Origin of the sequence: Flavobacterium sangjuense (assembly GCF_004797125.1) — a bacterium.
Lineage (GTDB): Bacteria > Bacteroidota > Bacteroidia > Flavobacteriales > Flavobacteriaceae > Flavobacterium > Flavobacterium sangjuense.
In genome coordinates this window covers 2,356,711-2,374,213 of sequence record NZ_CP038810.1, presented here as the reverse complement: position 1 = coordinate 2,374,213, position 17,503 = coordinate 2,356,711, and the positions used below count along the sequence as shown (strand labels likewise).

The 17,503-nt window shown below is 35.9% G+C and carries 19 protein-coding genes and 1 other RNA gene; 10 read left to right on the top strand and 10 right to left on the bottom strand.

Annotated features, from left to right (window positions below; translation table 11 throughout):
* Positions 1-50: 50 nt before the first annotated feature.
* From GS03_RS10490 to GS03_RS10465, 6 genes are all read right to left on the bottom strand, one after another.
* Positions 51-590, bottom strand: coding sequence for a GNAT family N-acetyltransferase (locus GS03_RS10490; protein ID WP_136152496.1), 540 nt, complete (start codon positions 588-590; stop codon positions 51-53).
* Entirely contained in the window at positions 581-1,108 is a 528-nt protein-coding gene (locus tag GS03_RS10485) for a GNAT family N-acetyltransferase (RefSeq protein ID WP_136152495.1), read from the bottom strand. The genes GS03_RS10490 and GS03_RS10485 overlap by 10 nt, the downstream gene beginning before the upstream one ends.
* 32 nt (positions 1,109-1,140) lie before the next feature.
* Positions 1,141-2,007, bottom strand: coding sequence for a nucleoside phosphorylase (locus GS03_RS10480; RefSeq protein WP_136152494.1), 867 nt, complete (start codon positions 2,005-2,007; stop codon positions 1,141-1,143).
* Positions 2,008-2,094: 87 nt separating this feature from the next.
* Positions 2,095-2,427: a translation initiation factor gene (locus GS03_RS10475; protein ID WP_136152493.1), complete on the bottom strand. Its 333-nt coding sequence runs from the start codon at positions 2,425-2,427 to the stop codon at positions 2,095-2,097.
* An 84-nt stretch (positions 2,428-2,511) separates the two neighbouring features.
* Positions 2,512-3,138 carry a peptidylprolyl isomerase gene (locus GS03_RS10470; RefSeq protein WP_136152492.1) on the bottom strand — a complete coding sequence of 209 codons (627 nt, stop codon included), beginning with the start codon at positions 3,136-3,138 and terminating at the stop codon, positions 2,512-2,514.
* Between the two features lie 20 nt (positions 3,139-3,158).
* Positions 3,159-3,341: a hypothetical protein gene (locus GS03_RS10465; RefSeq protein WP_136152491.1), complete on the bottom strand. Its 183-nt coding sequence runs from the start codon at positions 3,339-3,341 to the stop codon at positions 3,159-3,161.
* 230 nt (positions 3,342-3,571) lie between these two features.
* On the opposite strand from GS03_RS10465, the gene GS03_RS10460 reads away from it, so the two are divergent.
* Together GS03_RS10460 and GS03_RS10455 are read left to right on the top strand one after the other, a co-directional pair.
* A complete protein-coding gene (locus GS03_RS10460; protein WP_136152490.1) occupies positions 3,572-5,548 on the top strand; it encodes an alpha-ketoacid dehydrogenase subunit alpha/beta in 1,977 nt (658 codons plus the stop codon).
* 163 nt (positions 5,549-5,711) lie between these two features.
* The gene (locus GS03_RS10455; RefSeq protein WP_136152489.1) at positions 5,712-6,194 is read left to right on the top strand and encodes a hypothetical protein; all 483 of its coding nucleotides are present in this window, start codon (positions 5,712-5,714) and stop codon (positions 6,192-6,194) included.
* Positions 6,195-6,244: 50 nt separating this feature from the next.
* Here GS03_RS10455 and GS03_RS10450 read toward each other — a convergent pair whose 3' ends face one another.
* Both GS03_RS10450 and GS03_RS10445 read right to left on the bottom strand, forming a co-directional pair.
* Entirely contained in the window at positions 6,245-6,643 is a 399-nt protein-coding gene (locus GS03_RS10450; protein WP_136152488.1) for a hypothetical protein, read from the bottom strand.
* An 11-nt stretch (positions 6,644-6,654) separates the two neighbouring features.
* Positions 6,655-7,674 (bottom strand): hypothetical protein, encoded by a 1,020-nt coding sequence (locus GS03_RS10445; protein WP_136152487.1) that lies wholly within the window; start codon positions 7,672-7,674, stop codon positions 6,655-6,657.
* 220 nt (positions 7,675-7,894) lie between these two features.
* Between GS03_RS10445 and GS03_RS10440 the strand changes: the two genes are divergently transcribed.
* The 4 genes from GS03_RS10440 (at position 7,895) to GS03_RS10425 (ending at position 11,779) form a co-directional block, all read left to right on the top strand.
* Positions 7,895-8,743, top strand: a complete 849-nt coding sequence (locus tag GS03_RS10440; RefSeq protein ID WP_136152486.1) for a class I SAM-dependent methyltransferase — start codon at positions 7,895-7,897, stop codon at positions 8,741-8,743.
* A gap of 34 nt (positions 8,744-8,777) precedes the next feature.
* A complete protein-coding gene (locus GS03_RS10435; RefSeq protein WP_136152485.1) occupies positions 8,778-9,050 on the top strand; it encodes a DUF4242 domain-containing protein in 273 nt (90 codons plus the stop codon).
* Positions 9,051-9,283: 233 nt separating this feature from the next.
* Positions 9,284-10,339, top strand: a complete 1,056-nt coding sequence (locus GS03_RS10430) for a hypothetical protein (RefSeq protein WP_136152484.1) — start codon at positions 9,284-9,286, stop codon at positions 10,337-10,339.
* 12 nt (positions 10,340-10,351) lie between these two features.
* Positions 10,352-11,779 carry an MBOAT family O-acyltransferase gene (locus GS03_RS10425; RefSeq protein ID WP_136152483.1) on the top strand — a complete coding sequence of 476 codons (1,428 nt, stop codon included), beginning with the start codon at positions 10,352-10,354 and terminating at the stop codon, positions 11,777-11,779.
* A gap of 67 nt (positions 11,780-11,846) precedes the next feature.
* On the opposite strand, the gene GS03_RS10420 is transcribed toward GS03_RS10425, so the two are convergent.
* Entirely contained in the window at positions 11,847-12,920 is a 1,074-nt protein-coding gene (locus GS03_RS10420; RefSeq protein ID WP_136152482.1) for a glutaminyl-peptide cyclotransferase, read from the bottom strand.
* 85 nt (positions 12,921-13,005) lie between these two features.
* On the opposite strand from GS03_RS10420, the gene ffs reads away from it, so the two are divergent.
* The 4 genes from ffs (at position 13,006) to fsa (ending at position 15,895) form a co-directional block, all read left to right on the top strand.
* Positions 13,006-13,103: signal recognition particle sRNA small type (ffs, locus tag GS03_RS10415), an RNA gene on the top strand.
* An 85-nt stretch (positions 13,104-13,188) separates the two neighbouring features.
* Positions 13,189-14,187 (top strand): enolase C-terminal domain-like protein, encoded by a 999-nt coding sequence (locus GS03_RS10410; protein WP_136152481.1) that lies wholly within the window; start codon positions 13,189-13,191, stop codon positions 14,185-14,187.
* Positions 14,188-14,273: 86 nt separating this feature from the next.
* Complete coding sequence (locus tag GS03_RS10405; protein ID WP_136152480.1) at positions 14,274-15,077, top strand: SDR family oxidoreductase; 804 nt, start codon at positions 14,274-14,276, stop codon at positions 15,075-15,077.
* A gap of 161 nt (positions 15,078-15,238) precedes the next feature.
* Complete coding sequence (gene fsa / locus GS03_RS10400; protein ID WP_136152479.1) at positions 15,239-15,895, top strand: fructose-6-phosphate aldolase; 657 nt, start codon at positions 15,239-15,241, stop codon at positions 15,893-15,895.
* 59 nt (positions 15,896-15,954) lie between these two features.
* On the opposite strand, the gene GS03_RS10395 is transcribed toward fsa, so the two are convergent.
* Positions 15,955-17,367, bottom strand: coding sequence for a TlpA family protein disulfide reductase (locus GS03_RS10395; RefSeq protein WP_136152478.1), 1,413 nt, complete (start codon positions 17,365-17,367; stop codon positions 15,955-15,957).
* Positions 17,368-17,503 lie beyond the last annotated feature (136 nt).

Sequence of the window (17,503 nt, the reverse complement as noted above, 5' to 3'; positions counted from 1 at the left end):
GACAGAGAGATGATAGATGATAGACTTTTTTTCTATTATCTCTTTGTCTATTATCTATTCTCTTTTTGATTTTCTATTAACCACCAATTCCATTTGACACCATCTTCAGCTATATATTCTTCCATGAAAGTCATGCCTGTTTTTCTTAAAACGATATTCGAAGCAATGTTTTCACTATGAGTATAAGCGTGTATTTTATCAATATTCATTTGGTTCAAACCGTAATCCAGCCAGAGTTTTGTCGCTTCTGTTGCATAGCCTTTTCCCCAGTATTTCTCATTCAGACGATAACCGTAATCAAAGAAATTGGTATTGCCATTTTCGACATGGTTGTCCACAAACTTTATTCCTGTCCAGCCAATGAATTCGCCGGTTTCTTTTATGATAGTAGCAAATCGGCCGATATTGTTGGTTTTATATTGTTCTCTTACGTATTCGATTATTTTGATACTTTCGGCTATATCCTGAAATGGCTTCTGCCAAAGGTATTTGTGTACTTCCGGATTGCTATCCATGGCAAACATAGCTTCTGCATCAGAAAACTCTAATGGGCGGAGCAACAATCTTTCAGTTTCCAGAATTAAATCCATTTATCTTTGTCAAATTTATACCAACTGTGTTGGATATTATTCTGTAAATATTCATTAGTTAATTCAAAACCAAGTTTTTTTAAAACAGTATTGGAGCCAATATTGTCACTAATGGCAGAAGCATAAATGGTAGGTAATTTCATTGTGTTAAATCCGTAATCGAGCCAGGCAATCGCCGCTTCTGTGGCAAAGCCTTTACGCCAATGTTCTTCTGCAAAACGATAACCCAAATCATAAAAATTGATATGATTGTTTTCCTCGGTTGCCCTGTACTTTAAGCCTGAAAACCCAATTAGTTTATTTGTTTTTTTCAAAAATACTGCAAACCTTGATATGCCATTTTTTTGATATTCATTGATAATTTTCTGAACGTATTGTTGTGCTTCTTCTTTTGTTCGAACCGGATTCCTTAAATAAACATTTACATTTGGATTGTCATTCATGGCAAAGAAACCATCGACATCAGAAAGCTCTAATGGACGCATTAGGAGTCGTTTGGTTTCAAGGATTAAAGCCATTTCTCTTGCTTCTTTCTTCTTTGCTCTATTTTCTATTCGGCAAATTTCCCTAAAGTATACTGAATCAAAGCATCTACAGCTTTATATGGGTCAGCACTGAAAGTTCCGCTGGCACGATTTGCAATGATGGCATTTAACGACAAACAATTGTGTCCCAAAAGCTTTCCTAAGCCATAAATAGCAGACGTTTCCATTTCTAGATTTGCCATTCGGACATCGCCGAATTTGAAATTATCCATTTTGCTGTTCAACTCTGGATCCTGAATTGCCAAACGCAATACTCTTCCTTGTGGGCCATAAAAACCACCGGCAGTTCCGGTAATTCCTTTGTGTATTAGGCTGCTGTCGAATTTATTTTTTAGTGTTTCCGAACATCCAATGATGTATGGTTTTCCTTTTCTCAAATCCCAATTGGTGTGTTTGATAAACGCCTCTTCCATATCCGTTTCGCAGATGTCATCAATGACGTAGGAGCGAAGCATATTGTCTAAACCAAGACCAAATTCACCCATCACAAAACTGTCTACCGGAATATCTTCCTGCAACGAACCCGAAGTTCCGATACGAACGATATTCAATGAAGTTAAAGTTTCTTTTGGTTGTCGCGTTTCCAAATCGATATTTACCAAAGCATCCAATTCGTTAATGGTAATATCAATATTGTCAGGACCAATTCCGGTTGACATTACAGTGATTTTTTTGCCTTTGTAATAACCTGTTTGGGTTTTGAATTCACGCTTTTGTGTAGAAAATTCGATGCGGTCAAAAAACTGTGTTATTTTTTCAACTCTGTTTTGGTCGCCCACAAAGATGATGTCTTTGGCAATATGTTCCGGTTTTAGGTTTAAGTGATAAACACTTCCGTCTGGGTTTAGTATTAATTCTGAAGATTTAATCATTGTTAATTTGGTTATTTATTCCGCTGCGCTCCATACAATTCGGCTTCGCCTCGGGTCGGTTATTTGGTTATTTGTAATTCAATTTTATTATCCACCTACACGCTTTACTTTAAAACCTTTGTCTTTGAGCAGGTTCATTATTTTATCGCGGTAATCGCCCTGAATGATGATAGCGCTATTTTTAAAAGTACCACCAACACTGAGTTTTGTTTTGAGTTCTTTGGCTAATAGTTTAAAATCTTCCTCACTGCCTTCATAGCCTTCAATGATGGTTGTGGCTTTTCCTTTTCGTCTTTCATATTTACAAATCATAGGTTCTTTTTGGATAAAAAGAACATGCTCTGTCTCTTCAACTACTTCAGGTTCGTTTGAAGGTTGGTGCTCTGGAAATAGTTTTTTTAGTTGGTCTTGTAAATCCATAGCTGGTAAAATTACAAAAAAACAAATCCCAAATCCCAATAAATTGTACATTTTGGAATTTGGAATTTTATATTTTGGTGCTTACTATTTATTTTTAATTATATACGCTTTTTTAATGGAGTCCATTTTTGGAAACAGTTGCAAGTACTTTTTTCGATTGGCGCTTAAGGAATCATAAACATCCATAGTTTTATTGCCATAGCCTGAATAAAGTTTTTCCACCACATCCATGCCATTAGTCACATAGCCCAACACCGGATAACCTCGTACATCTTTGGGAGATACGGTGTCTAACCTCACATTGTCTTTTAGGTTAATGAACAAGTCATTCCCGCGTGTTTCCTTACCATCCCGGGCAAAACTGACATAACCTTTTAGGTTGCTTTTAAGCACCGGCTCATCCGGAACCTTAAATTTTTCCCATTTCTTGTAGACAATGGTATCGATATTCCCGAACTGTACGACAAAATTTGGTACCACACGATAAAAATACTGATTGTCATAAAAGCTGTGTGTCAATAGTTGGTGCAGCCTGTCGGCAGCTTGTGGAGACCAGGCTCTGGTAACCTCGATATCGAAATTTCCTTTCGATGTTTCAAAACGTGCGGTATAATTAGGTGGTGCAGTTTCTTTTGTCCATTCAGGATTGAATGTTGATTTACTACAACAAATAAAGAAAAAGGCGACTAAAACAATCACTACATATTTCATCCGATAAATAGATTGATTATTTATTCTTCTTCTTCTCCTTCTTCCGCATTAAAATATGCAACTCCCATCCAGAGTACTCCCAAGCCAACTCCTATAGTAGCTGCAAGCTGAATATTGTCATATATATATCCTAAGACCAGCGCCCCAATCACAAATAAAAAAAATACTCTTAATGCTCTAAAGAAACCTTTCTTAACTTTCATAATTATAATTTTTCGTTAAAGTAATAAATAATTATGAAATTTAAATGTTAATTTTTCACATATTTCATAATCTTATTAACCGACAATTGTTAGCAATTTTTTATTTCTCTAATCGGAAGAATTAATTATCGAAAGACTCGAGCAGCAGGGAAAAAGGGAGAAGTCAAACAGTTTCATTTTTTTTAGGAACAAAAAAAGTGATATTTTTGCAGGGCTTTAAATAAAACCAAATGAATTTCGACAGAAAAGAATTATCCAATATCCAATTGTTGGACTTATATAAAAGACTGCTAAAACCAAGACTTATTGAAGAAAAGATGCTAATACTGCTGCGTCAGGGAAAAGTGTCTAAATGGTTTTCCGGCATTGGACAGGAAGCGATTTCTGTTGGAATAACTGCTGCTTTGGATAAAGACGAATACATACTGCCGATGCACAGGAATTTGGGAGTTTTCACAGGTCGTGATATTCCGTTGCACCGATTATTTTCACAATGGCAGGGAAAAGCAACGGGTTTTACCAAAGGCAGAGACAGAAGTTTTCACTTTGGCACACAAGAGTTTAATATCATCGGAATGATATCGCATTTGGGTCCGCAATTAGGTGTTGCTGACGGAATTGCTTTAGCCAATAAATTAAAAAAGAACGGAAAGGTTACCGCAGTTTTCACCGGAGAAGGAGCAACATCAGAAGGCGATTTTCATGAAGCATTGAATATTGCCGCTGTTTGGGATTTACCGGTTTTATTTGTGGTTGAGAATAATGGTTACGGACTTTCGACACCAACAAACGAGCAATACCGTTGTGAAAACCTTGCTGACAAAGGAATAGGTTATGGCATGGAAAGTCATATCCTTGATGGGAATAATATATTAGAAGTTTATACTAAAATAGCTGAACTTAAAGCGTCTTTGGCTGAAAACCCAAGACCAGTTTTATTGGAATTCAAGACTTTCAGAATGCGTGGTCACGAAGAGGCGAGTGGTACCAAATATGTGCCTCAGGAGTTGATGGATATGTGGGCAATCAAAGACCCAATCTCAAATTATAAAGACTATTTGACTCAAATAAGTGTGCTTTCTGAAGAAGAAGATGAGAAGATTACGAAAGCAATCAAGAAAGAAATAGATGAGCATTGGGCAATTACACAAGCAGAACCGGAAGTCGTCGCTAGTTTAGAAGAAGAATTAGGTGATGTTTACAAACCGTATGATTTTGAAGAAGTTAATCCTTCTGATAAAGTGGAAAACATTAGAGTCGTAGATGCAATTTCAAATGCTTTACGCCAATCAATGGAACGTCATGACAACCTTGTTATCATGGGACAGGATATTGCTGAATATGGTGGAGCGTTTAAAATCACGGATGGTTTTGTAGCTCAATTTGGAAAGGAAAGAGTCCGCAACACCCCAATTTGTGAAAGCGCTGTGGTTTCTGCCGGAATGGGATTATCCATCAACGGTCACAAAGCAGTTGTAGAAATGCAGTTTGCTGACTTCGTTTCTACAGGATTTAATCCGATTGTAAATTTATTAGCCAAACAACATTACCGTTGGAATGAAAAAGCAGACGTAGTTGTGCGTATGCCTTGCGGTGGTGGCACACAAGCCGGACCTTTTCACTCGCAAACGAATGAAGCCTGGTTTACCAAAACTCCGGGATTGAAAGTAGTGTATCCTGCATTTCCTTATGATGTAAAAGGTTTATTGAATACAGCCATCAATGACCCAAATCCGGTGATGTTTTTTGAACACAAACAATTATACCGTTCGGTTTATCAGGATGTGCCTTCCGATTATTACACCATTCCGTTTGGAAAAGCAGCTTTGTTGAAAGAAGGAACACAGGTAACCATTATTTCGTTTGGAGCCGGAGTGCATTGGGCATTGGAAACACTAAACAAATATCCTGAAATTAGCGCTGATTTATTGGATTTGAGAACGTTGCAACCATTGGATACTGAAGCTATTTTTGCATCTGTAAAGAAAACAAACAAAGTAATCATTCTACAGGAAGATACGCTTTTTGGAGGTGTTGCCAGCGATATTTCGGCTATGATTATGGAACAATGCTTTGAGCATTTAGACGCACCGGTTAGAAGAGTTGGTAGTTTGGAAAGTGCTATTCCGTTTGTAAAAGCCTTGGAAGACCAGTATTTGCCAAAGGAGCGATTTGAAAACAATTTGCTAGAGCTTTTAGCTTATTAGAAAGACAGTAGTTTTAGCTTTTTTATTCCGAATTAAGAGTTCGTTTAACGCATTCTTAACACAAAACAAAAGCGATAATTTATATTTTTGATGTGATTAAAAATGACTTTTATTCATTCTTAATCACATTATTTATTTTGAATATATTTTAAATTTTAATCTTATGAAAACTACCTTTTTAACATTATTACTGATTTTGGGTTGTAATGCTTTTGCTCAAACGCATCAATTAGTAAAACACGACGGAACAGAGCATGTTGTTAATTATATTAAAAATGAAAATAATGTAATTTATTACTCGAATCCGGAAAGCCAAGAACAACAAAAAATAAGCTCCTTTGCGGTGGCTTCGTTGAAAAATCTAAAGACATCGAATCTTCAAACCGTTTCTGCAAAAGTTGCTGTAGCTGCAAAATGTGATTTTGATAAAGTCATCGTTTTAAAACAGCAAGATCAAACTACCGGTTTGAAGCAAGCAGCTACTTATACCGGAATACTCAATAAAACTAAAGGAATATCATCAGTAGAACAGGCGGAACAAACTATTAAAAGTGTAAAAAATAAAGCTGCCGCCAAAGGTTATCCTTTTATTACCGTTAACCAAAAAGCAGACGGAACTTATGAGGCTGTTGCGTACAATTATTAATAGTCGGTTCTGAATTGTAAAGCGAAACCTGGGATTTAAGCAATCAATGATTAAAAGGCTTCAACAAACATGAGTGATAAAAACACTACTATACCAAGAATAGCTATAACATTTGCTACAAGTATTTTTTGGATATATTCAGCAGGATAATTATTGAAAGTAAGTTTTTTGTAGGTTCGGTAGTTTTTAAATATAACATAGCCAATCATTACAATAAAGTAAATCCTAAAAGCGATAATAGGCTCTATAAGCCTGAATTGCAATACGACCAAAAAAGCAATTACAACAATGAATATTAAAGCCGAACCGTATTTACGGTCTGCAGCAAATAAATCGATTAAACCCGCCTTTTGTTCTGTGTTTAAAAGTTTCATTGCTTTTTCTCCCATTAAACGGGCAATATAAACTACCAAAATAAAACCAATCAGGTAAAAGATAAAGTTGTTCATGACTATTTAGTTTAAGCTATTGTTTTGGTATGTGCTTCCAGTCTTTCCTGAATAACCAGTAAAGGCGTCGCTATCGCATTGATGTATTGAAAATTTCCGTCGCGTTGATTGTTTATGGAAAGCTGTATTGGGCATGCTTCACTTTGAATGGCATTTACTTTAAACGCATTTGATTTGGAGTCATACACCACATAAGGCGCACCCGAAGAGCCAAATCTAAAATAACCTTTGATTAAGTAGCGTAAACCTTCGAGATTATAATTTCCGCCAATGCGGTCTTGATAGATAGCAAAATGTTCTGTAAAACCTTCTATTTTGGCCTTGTTGAGTAGCTTCCCAATCTCGCTCATAGGTGAACTTTGCAGGCAATAATAGTTTTCCTGATTATCGTCTAAAATGGTGTAATCTACTTCAAGGCTTGGCATCGCATCAATAATAGTTTGAGGCGTATTTACAATTTTATATAAAGCAATATCTTCATTATAAAAAGATTCAACCAAGGCTACTTCTACCAAAAAAGTATGACGATTGATAGCTGACTCTGCAAAAGAAGTGGCTTCATTAAAATGAACGGTCAACGCCGGATTATTATAAAACTGATTTTCCTTGAATTGTACTACCAAATGCGGTTTACAAATCTTGCGCTCCATCATTGTTATCCAACGCGTATCAAAATTGATTTGCCTAAGTGTGTCAATTACAACTTGAAAATCATTCGAATTATTACTATTCCAATATCTTTTTCCGGTAGTAATATCCAATGGATAGCAGGTTTCGAATAGTTGGGCCTGCTCAGCATTCAGATAAGGAAAAATATTGGTTAGGTAAAGACCATTTTCAATCGATTTGAAATGCCTTGCTTCTGTTTTTAAATTATGAGCTACTGATAATATATAACCGTTGCCAATATGAAACGCACAAATGTTATTATCGAAATGTCTTCTGTTTGGTTCATTACTATTTTGCACCCACATAATCCTGAATAGTGGAGAAGTTTGCTCGTTAGTTAATTCTAATTGTTTCTGAAGCATATTGTTTTGGTCGTTAGATATAGGCAAAATGGTTGTTTCTGTTTTTCAAAGATAGCAAAGAAAATAAACAATTGTAAACCATTGATTTTCAATTTAAATATTTAGTATCTTTACGTTCGGAATAAGTAAAAACTCCTCATTTCTCAGCTTATTCGGCAAATAAAACTGCCTGACTCTATAACTTCCTACTGGTTTACTAACAAATTAAAATGCCAATAGTATGGAACAACAATTAGAAGAAATCCGTGAACAACAAAAAGCTTCATGGAACAAGTTTTCTCCCGGATGGAAAAAATGGGACGACCTAATGATGGATTTTTTACAGCCAATGGGCGATGAAATCATTAAATTATTGAGGTTAAAAGAAACCGATAACGTTTTGGATATAGCAGCCGGAACAGGCGAACCCGGATTGACAATAGCCAAAATTGTTACCAATGGAAAAGTAGTAATCACCGATTTATCAGATGATATGCTCGAAATAGCACGTGAAAACGCTCTGCTTAAAGGCATAAAGAATATTGAAACGCAGGCTTGTGATGTCTGCGAATTGCCTTTTGAAGACAACACCTTTGATGCTATAAGCTGTCGGTTTGGTTTTATGTTTTTCCCTGATATGCTTCTTGCAGCCAAGGAAATGCAACGTGTTTTAAAACCGGGAGGAAGAATAGCTACTTCGGTTTGGAATGGTCCGGAAAAGAACTTTTGGGTAACCGCTTCCATGGGAACCATAAACAGTAACATGGAATTACCGCCACCACCACCAGGATCTCCCGGAATGTTTCGTTGTGCCAAAGACAATTTCATTGTCGAATTATTTCAACAGGCCGGGTTTACAAATGTTTCCCAACGTGAAGTAGCAGGAAGATTAAAATGCAATACGACAGATGTTTATTGGAATATGATGACCGAAGTTGCTGCGCCTTTTGTTGCAGCATTGAGTAAGGCAGATGATGCCATGAAAGAAAAAATAAGAAGAGAAGTTTATCAGCTTGTCAATGAAAAATATCCCGACGGAAACGTCCAAATTGATTCCAGTGCCTTGGTTATTTATGGTGAGAAAGGATAAAGAATAATTCAATATTAATTTAAAAAAGGAAATCATGCCAAAGTATGTTATTGAACGAGAAATTCCCGGAGCGGGTGATTTAACTCAGGAGCAATTAAAAGGAATTTCACAAACTTCTTGCGGTGTTTTGAGTAAATTAGGATCAGAAATCCAATGGGTGGAAAGTTTTGTTACGGGTGACAAAATTTATTGTGTTTACATTGCACCTAATGAAGAACTGATAAAAGAGCATGCTAAACAGGGTGGATTTCCAGCCAATAGCATTGCTGAAGTTAAGAATATAATCAATCCGGTTACCGCTGAGTAACTGCTAAAACCGAAACTGTTTTATAAAAGATAGTTTCGGTTTTTTTCTTGTTTTCAAATGAGTTAGTACTTCAATTAACTTATTAACAAGAAAATGGTTCATAAATATAATTAGCTGTTCGTGCCTTAACTAATTTATTTGTTAAATTTGAGACAGATAGCAATAAAGTCAATTATAATCATTTCCCCACTTGATTAGATTTTATAATGCTTCATCATCTCAACTGTAACATTATGAACGAAAAATCCCTTTTCAAATCGGCTATTTTAACGTTAGTTATTGTAGTCACTGTTGTATTAAGCTTTGAAATTTATTTAAGGTCTAAAGGCGTTGTCATAGATTATGATGATGGAGCACCGCTTTGGTCAGATAAACGGGCGATGGTTTATGAACCATCAGATAAAGCGATTGTTTTTATTGGTTCGTCCCGTATTAAGTACGATCTTGACCAGGCTACCTGGAATAGTCTGACTGCTTATCATCCGATACAATTAGCTATTGAAGGTAGTTGTCCGCGACCTATTTTAGAAGATTTGGCTAACGATCCAAACTTTAAAGGAAAGCTGGTTATTGATGTGACCGAAGGATTATTCTTTTCGATGGCGCCACCTAATTTGGAAACCGCAATCGAACGTATAAAATATTTTCATGACCGAACTCCGGCACAACGCGTCAGTTTTGAATTAAACAGAGTTCTTGAATCACAGTTTGTTTTTTTGAACAAGGATTACTTTTCTTTAAATGCACAACTTGACGGCTTAGGAATACAAAGCAGGCCGGGAGTTTTTATGATGCCTTATTTTCCGAGAAATTTTTCGATGGTTACTTTTGGAAGACAACACTATATGACCGATGCCTTTGTGGCGAATACTGCCGAAATTAATCAGGTAAAAAGCAATTGGGTCTTCTTTGCCAAAATGGCGAGGAGTGGACCACCAACACCTCCGCAAGCTTATGAGGCAATCTTCAAATCGGTAAAGGAAAACATCAACAAAATAAAAGCGCGTGGAGGAGAAGTAGTATTTGTGAGAACGCCGTCCAGCGGAGATTATTATAAAGGAGAAACAATGGGTTTCCCCAGAGATAAGTTTTGGGAAAGATTGCTAAAAGAAACAGCTTGTCAGGGAATTCATTTTATGGATTATCCGGCTATGGATCATTTTGATTGCCCTGAATTTTCGCATTTGAAACTTTCGGATGCTGTACTGTTTACCAAATCATTTTTTAATGAGCTAAGCAAACAAAAAGGCTTTACAGATTTGCAATCCAACAATCCAAAAACCAACTAATCTCAAGCAATTATGGTATTCAATTCCTATACATTCGTCGCTTTCTTTATACTGATACTTTTTCTGCACAACTTGCCAATTCCATGGAAAACTAAAAAAGTAAACCTATTATTAGCCAGTTATATTTTCTATGCTGCCTGGAATCCGCCGTTTATCCTGCTGTTATGGCTGTCCACGGTTATTGATTTTTATGTTGGTAGAGCGTTATATACTAAGGAAAACCCGCACAAAAAGAAACTTCTATTAGTTGTTAGTTTGATTGGTAATTTGGGAATGCTTTGCTTCTTCAAATACGGAACATTTTTGTTAGAGAATTTTGTGGCATTAAGCCATGTAGTCGGATTTGATTTTAATCCGGCTAAACCAAATATTATTCTTCCGGCAGGAATTTCGTTTTACACATTCACAACTTTGTGTTATACTATTGATATGTATAAAAAGGAAAGCAAGCCAGTCAAATCATTATTGGATTTCTCTTTGTTTGTGACTTTCTTTCCACACTTGGTTGCCGGTCCGATTGTCAGACCACCGCAATTAGTACCACAGTTTGAAAGTCCAAGAGTAGCTTCGCGTAAGCAAATGATGGATGGTTTACTTCTGCTGACTTTGGGATTGTTTATGAAAGTAGTATTGGCCGATTCAATGTTATCGGATACTGCTGATTCGGTTTTTGACAGCCATGATAAGTTACCGATGTTAGATGCATGGATTGGAGTTCTTGCTTTTTCCGGACAGATTTTCCTTGACTTTGCAGGGTATTCTACCTGTGCTATTGGTGTGGCGTTATGTCTTGGATTTGTATTGCCTCAGAACTTTAACTATCCTTATGCTGCAATTGGATTTACTGACTTTTGGCGTCGTTGGCATATTACTTTATCGAGTTGGTTAAGAGATTATCTTTATATTCCGTTAGGTGGAAGTCGTAACGGAAAAGCTAAGATGTATTTTGCTTTAATGATGACCATGCTTTTGGGAGGTTTATGGCATGGCGCCAATTGGACTTTTGTGGCTTGGGGCGGATTGCATGGTTTGTATCTTTGGGTGGAAAAATTCTTTAAAGACAGAAGGGGAGTGAAGCCTGAAAGTAATACAACGGCAAACACCTTGACCAACTTTTGTTATGCGATGTTAACCTTTATGTTGGTCAATATCACATGGGTATTCTTCCGTTCTGAAACTTTTGCAGGTTCGTGGGCGTTGTTGCAATCTATGTTTGGTATGGCTGATGGAAAACCACTGTTAACCACTTTAGCCATTTTGAAAGTAGCTATTATCATTCCGTTTATAGTATTGTTTCATTGGTTTTTACGAAACACCAAAGTACTCGATGTTGCTTACAAACTCTCGTGGGTTTGGTTGAGCATTGCCTGGTCAGGAATGTTGCTATTGCTTATTTGGGCACAGGAAAGCGGTAGTTCGTTTATCTATTTTCAGTTTTAGAAAAGGGAATTAAAAGAAATAAAAAAGCGACCTAAATGCTCGCTTTTTTATTAGATATTTTTAAAGTTTATTCTGAAACCTTTAGCTCAAATGTTTTATTCCAGTTTTTACCGGTAACGAAGATGGTATTTGTCTTTTTGTTGTAGGCAATTCCGTTTAAGACTTCGGCTTCAGGATTGGTTACTTTAGCCCGCAAAGCCGATAAATCCAATACTTGTTCAACTGCTCCAGTTTGCGGATTGATAACCGCTATAGCGTCTTTCTGCCAGATGTTGCCATAGATTTTGCCGTTAATCCATTCCAGTTCGTTAACGCTTTTAATTTTACTGTCATTGGTATAGACATTTATAAAATCGGTTAGCTTTTGCGTTTCCGGATTCATTGTCCAAATCTTTTCTGTTCCGTCAGAGTGATAAATGTTTTTACCATCATTCGTCATTCCCCAACCTTCTACTTTTTTGTCAAACTTAAAGGTTTTTAGCTTTTTCATGGTATTGGCATCATAAATAAAACCTTCTTCATTTTGCCAGGTTAATTGATAGATTTTGTTGTTGATAACGGTAACGCCTTCACCAAAATATTGCTGGTCAATGTCCACTTTTTTGTATGCTTTTCCGGTTTTATGGTCAATTTTGGCAAAGTACGATTTACCATTTTGTCCGGTGCTTTCTATTAAAGTGTCACGGAAGAATTCAAATCCTTCGGTAAACGCATTCGGGTCATGAGCATAAGTATTAACAATTGTATACTTTAATAGTTTTGGAACAATTCCAGAAGCCACTTCAACGCGGGTTTTGGTGGAAACCGTATCGCCTTCAAAATAAACCAAAGCTTTCACATTTTGATAGCCTAACTTTTTGCCATTCAAATCCAATGTGAATTTGGCATTGCCTTTTACAGAGGAAACTCTTTTATCATTTACAAAATACGCAATGCTGTCAATGGTTTTGTTTTTAGCATTCAATAAGCTTAAGTCAACTTTGTCTGTTGCCTGATACATAGGCTTTAAATTGCCTTCGTCAAAGCTAAAATAGTTTTCTATATCATGTCGACTATCGCCACAGCTAATAATGTTTACGCCTAAAAAGCTAACGCAGAATAAGCCTAATAAAATGGTAATTAAAGGTTTACGGAGTTTCATTTTTTGCAATTAATTTTTCACTCGCAAATATATTTATATTGCTCTTAAATTCTTGCAAAAAAATAAAAAGATTGTATATTTGCACCGGCAAGTCCTACACGACCAGCTCCTGCAAAATCCTCCAGGATGGGAACATAGCAAAGGTATGTGGTTGAGCGGTGCGATGTAGGTCGCTTGCCATTTTTTATTCTGAACTTGTTTCAGAATCTTCCCTTAAATTTTATAATATTGTCCGAACATTGATTCGGATTTTTTATTTTTATACCCTATGGTTTTACAATGGCAAATAGTACGATTTCAACTTAAGGAAACCTTTGCCATTGCCTATGGAAATTATACCCACAGAGAAGCTTTAATCGTAGCACTTGAAAAGAGTGGAAGCAAAGGTTATGGAGAATGCACTTCTATAGATTATTATCATATAAGTCTTGCGGATTTCGAAGTTACTTTGTCCAAAATAAGATCACAGATTGAAAGCCAAAACATAATTCATCCGACCGATTTTTATAGTTTCCTTTTAAAATTAGAACTGCCAAGTTTTCTGCGCTCTGCACTAGATTGCGCTTATTGGGATTTGTTTGGCAAACTCGAAAAGAAAAGTTTTTTGGAATTAAACAATATCGATTTTAATAAACTTCCTGATTCTTCGATTACAATTAGTGTTGACACTGTTGAAAATCAAATCAAAAAAATTGATAAATCTGTCTGGACAAAATTTAAAGTCAAATGCAATTATTTTGATGAAAACGATATTTCTAAATTATTAGAATTGGATGCAACTATTGCACTTGATTCCAACGGAAGTTTTACCAAAGAAAATTGCCTTTGGTTAGAAAACAACGAAGCCATTTCAAAGTTTGCCTATTTGGAGCAACCTATGAAACCTGGCTTAGATAATTACAAAGTTTTACACGCTGATAAATCTGCCAATTGGATGGCAGATGAAGATTGCCAGGATAGTACTGCTTTAAAAGATTTGAAAAATCATTACCGAAGTATCAATATTAAACTCGTAAAATGCGGTGGATTGACACCAGCAGTTGAAATGATTTACGCTGCAAAAGAATTGGGTTATAAAATCATGATTGGTTGCATGACCGAATCTACAATCGGAATTTCTGCTGGTGCAGCATTAGCGCCGTTTTGTGATTATGCCGATTTGGATGGCGCGAATTTGATTGCCAATGATATTGCTAGAGGAAGCGAAATTGTAAATGGTAAAATTCAGCTCAGTGAAAGTTACGGATTAGGTATAAAATTGAGATAAAACATTTTATCTTTAACATCAAAAATAAGAACATAGAACATAGAAAATAGAGAGAATGAGATTGCTTCGTTCCTCGCAATGACATTATGAGTAAAGTAGTATTAATCACAGGCGGTTCATCCGGAATTGGGAAAGCCATTGGAGAGTTTTTATTTCACAAAGGATTTACCGTTTACGGAACGAGCCGCAATCCGGAGAAAGTAACTAATTCAGTATTTCCTTTGATTGCTTTGGATGTTCGAAGTGCTGAAAGCATTCAGCTGGCTGTTGCCAAAGTCATTTCTATTTCTAAACGAATTGATGTTGTAATCAACAACGCCGGTGTTGGAATTACGGGACCAATAGAAGAAACGGCAACAGCTGAAATGCGGAATAATTTCGAAACGAATTTCTTTGGCCCGATTGAAGTGATTAAGGCGGTTTTGCCACAAATGCGCGAACAAAAATCGGGTTTGATTATCAACATTACTTCGATTGCAGGTTATATGGGTTTGCCTTACAGAGGCATTTATTCGGCGTCTAAAGGTGCGTTGGAAATTATAACTGAAGCGATTAGTATGGAAGTAAAGTCGTTTGGGATAAACCTGGTGAATGTTGCTCCGGGCGATTTTGCTACGAATATTGCATCGGGAAGATATCATGCGCCGGTTGTTTCCGGTTCGGCTTATGAATCGACTTATGGCAATACGCTAAAACAAATGGATGAACACGTGGATAGCGGTAGCAATCCAGACGAAATGGCAATGGCAATTTACCAAATCATAATTGATAAGAATCCGAAACTGCATTATAAAGTCGGCTCGTTTATGCAAAAGTTCTCCATAGTTTTAAAGCGAATTTTGCCGGATAGAATTTATGAAAGTATGTTGATGAATCATTATAAACTATAAGGTTTTAAGGTACTAAGGAGCTAAGGCACTAAGGTAGTGTCGTTGAAACACTGAAAAAAAACTCAGAACCTTAGCTGCTTAGTACCTCAGAACCTAAAAATTGTGTAATTTTGCACCACGAAATCAGAAACACAACTATTTTTAATATATAACAACAGATTATGAAATTTTTTATTGACACTGCCAATTTAAATGACATCAGAGAAGCACAAGCACTTGGTGTTCTTGATGGCGTTACAACAAATCCTTCGTTGATGGCAAAAGAAGGAATCTCAGGAAAAAACAATATCCTAAAACACTACGTTGACATTTGCAATATTGTTGATGGTGATGTTAGTGCCGAAGTTATTGCGGTTGACTATGACGGAATGATTAAAGAAGGAGAAGAGTTGGCTGATTTGCATCCACAAATTGTGGTAAAATTGCCAATGACAAAAGAAGGTGTGAAAGCCTGTAAATACTTCTCAGATAAAGGAGTTAAAACAAATGTAACTTTAGTTTTCTCTGCTGGTCAAGCGCTTTTAGCAGCTAAAGCAGGAGCAACTTATGTTTCTCCGTTCTTAGGAAGATTAGACGATTGTTCTACAGATGGTTTAGCATTGATTCAGGAAATCCGTGACATCTATGATAACTACGCTTTTGAAACCCAAATTTTGGCAGCTTCTATTCGTCACACTATGCACGTTGTAAATTGTGCTAAAATTGGTGCAGATGTAATGACCGGACCATTATCATCAATCACAGGATTGTTAAAACATCCTTTAACGGATATCGGTTTGGCGCAGTTCTTAGCGGATTATGCTAAAGGAAATCAGTAATTAAATAGCTAATAATAAAAAAGTCCCGATTTAATCGGGACTTTTTTATTTCTAATAATCTACTTCAAATTCTCCTCAAACTTCGAATCAAATATGTTCGTAAAGGCATTTTTGATTACTCCTTTGTTATCAAGAATTATGGTACGGTGTATTTTGTTGATTGCCCATTTGTTTTTTATCGTTTCAAAATCGGAACAATGCACTTCGGTAACGCCTTTGAATTTGTATTTATCCAAGGTTTTTTTCCAATCTTCCTTGCTGTCATTAATATTTACTGCCACAAAATTATATTGTGGGAATTTAGATTTTAGCGCCATTATTTTTATGTGGACAGCTTCAAAATGCGACTTCGCTTTTTCTGTCCAAAAGAAAAATACTGTATTTGGTTTTGACAAACTAGTTAAAGAAACACTAGCGCCGGTTGTATCAATTAGAGGAACTTCGGGTAATGAATTACCAACTTTAAGCATTTGGATTGCGTTGCAAATGGCTGTTATTTCATTCTTCTTGCTCTTGTCGGTAGACAGTTTTTTATAGGTGTCCAAAAACTTATTGTTGTTGGTCATGTTCTGATCTTCAAGCAAATAGGTAAAAGCAATATTGTTGAGAATATTATTTTTTACCATTTTATTTTTAATCAACGTATCAGCTATGGTCATTTTATTGATATTGGTTTTCAAGGCTAAATCCTTTTCACTAAAATGATTGTGATAATTGATAGTTCCCATATTGTTCAGCATATGCGACAAATACATCACATACGGAGCGTAATTTGAAAGGGCAACATTATTGAAATCAATGGTCTTTCTGTAATCGTAATAATTTGCCGGTAATTTTTCAATCATATCTTCTCCGGTTCTGATTTTGTGAATGAGAGGATATAATTCTTTTTTGGAATAATAATTAAAATCTAAAGATGCTTTGGCAAAAAGATCAAATTCGTCACTCCATTTAATTTCTGCTTTTCGGGTATTGTAAAAGGAAGTTGCTTTAGCATAAGTTGCATCTATTTCTTTAGAAAAGTCTTCAAAATTGTCATCGAAATACTCAAACATTTTGTATTTGTCCTTTTCATTTTTCAAATACATTTCCATAAGGAAATTGTTTTTCTGATCGCCACGGCCACAAAAAGCAATTGATTCATCAAATTCTTTTGAATTCACACGAACCATAATGCTGTCATTCTTATCAAAATAAACATATTGATATTCAGGCTCGTGTTTAAAAGAATAAAGTCCGGGAGCAAGCGAGTCGAATTGCGTAAAAAAGCGATTGTTTTCGTCAAGTTTTAAGGTGTCAATGACTTCATTATCTTTGCAGAAAAGCACATAAGGATTATTCGGATTTACTACTTCTCCACCAAAATAAGCGACATACTCGCAACCTTTAAACTCGCTTTTACACGAACTCAAAAGAGCAATCATCGGGAGAACTAAACTAAAAACCTTTATATTTCTTAAGCAGTGCATCATTCGAAACTAGTAAACAAAAATATTTCTATATAATGGATTTTACTGTTAATCTATCGTTAAAGTTAAATCGGGGTAAATATGCTGTTTTATCATTAATTACACAACAATTTTTTAATTATTTTATCCTTTATTTTAA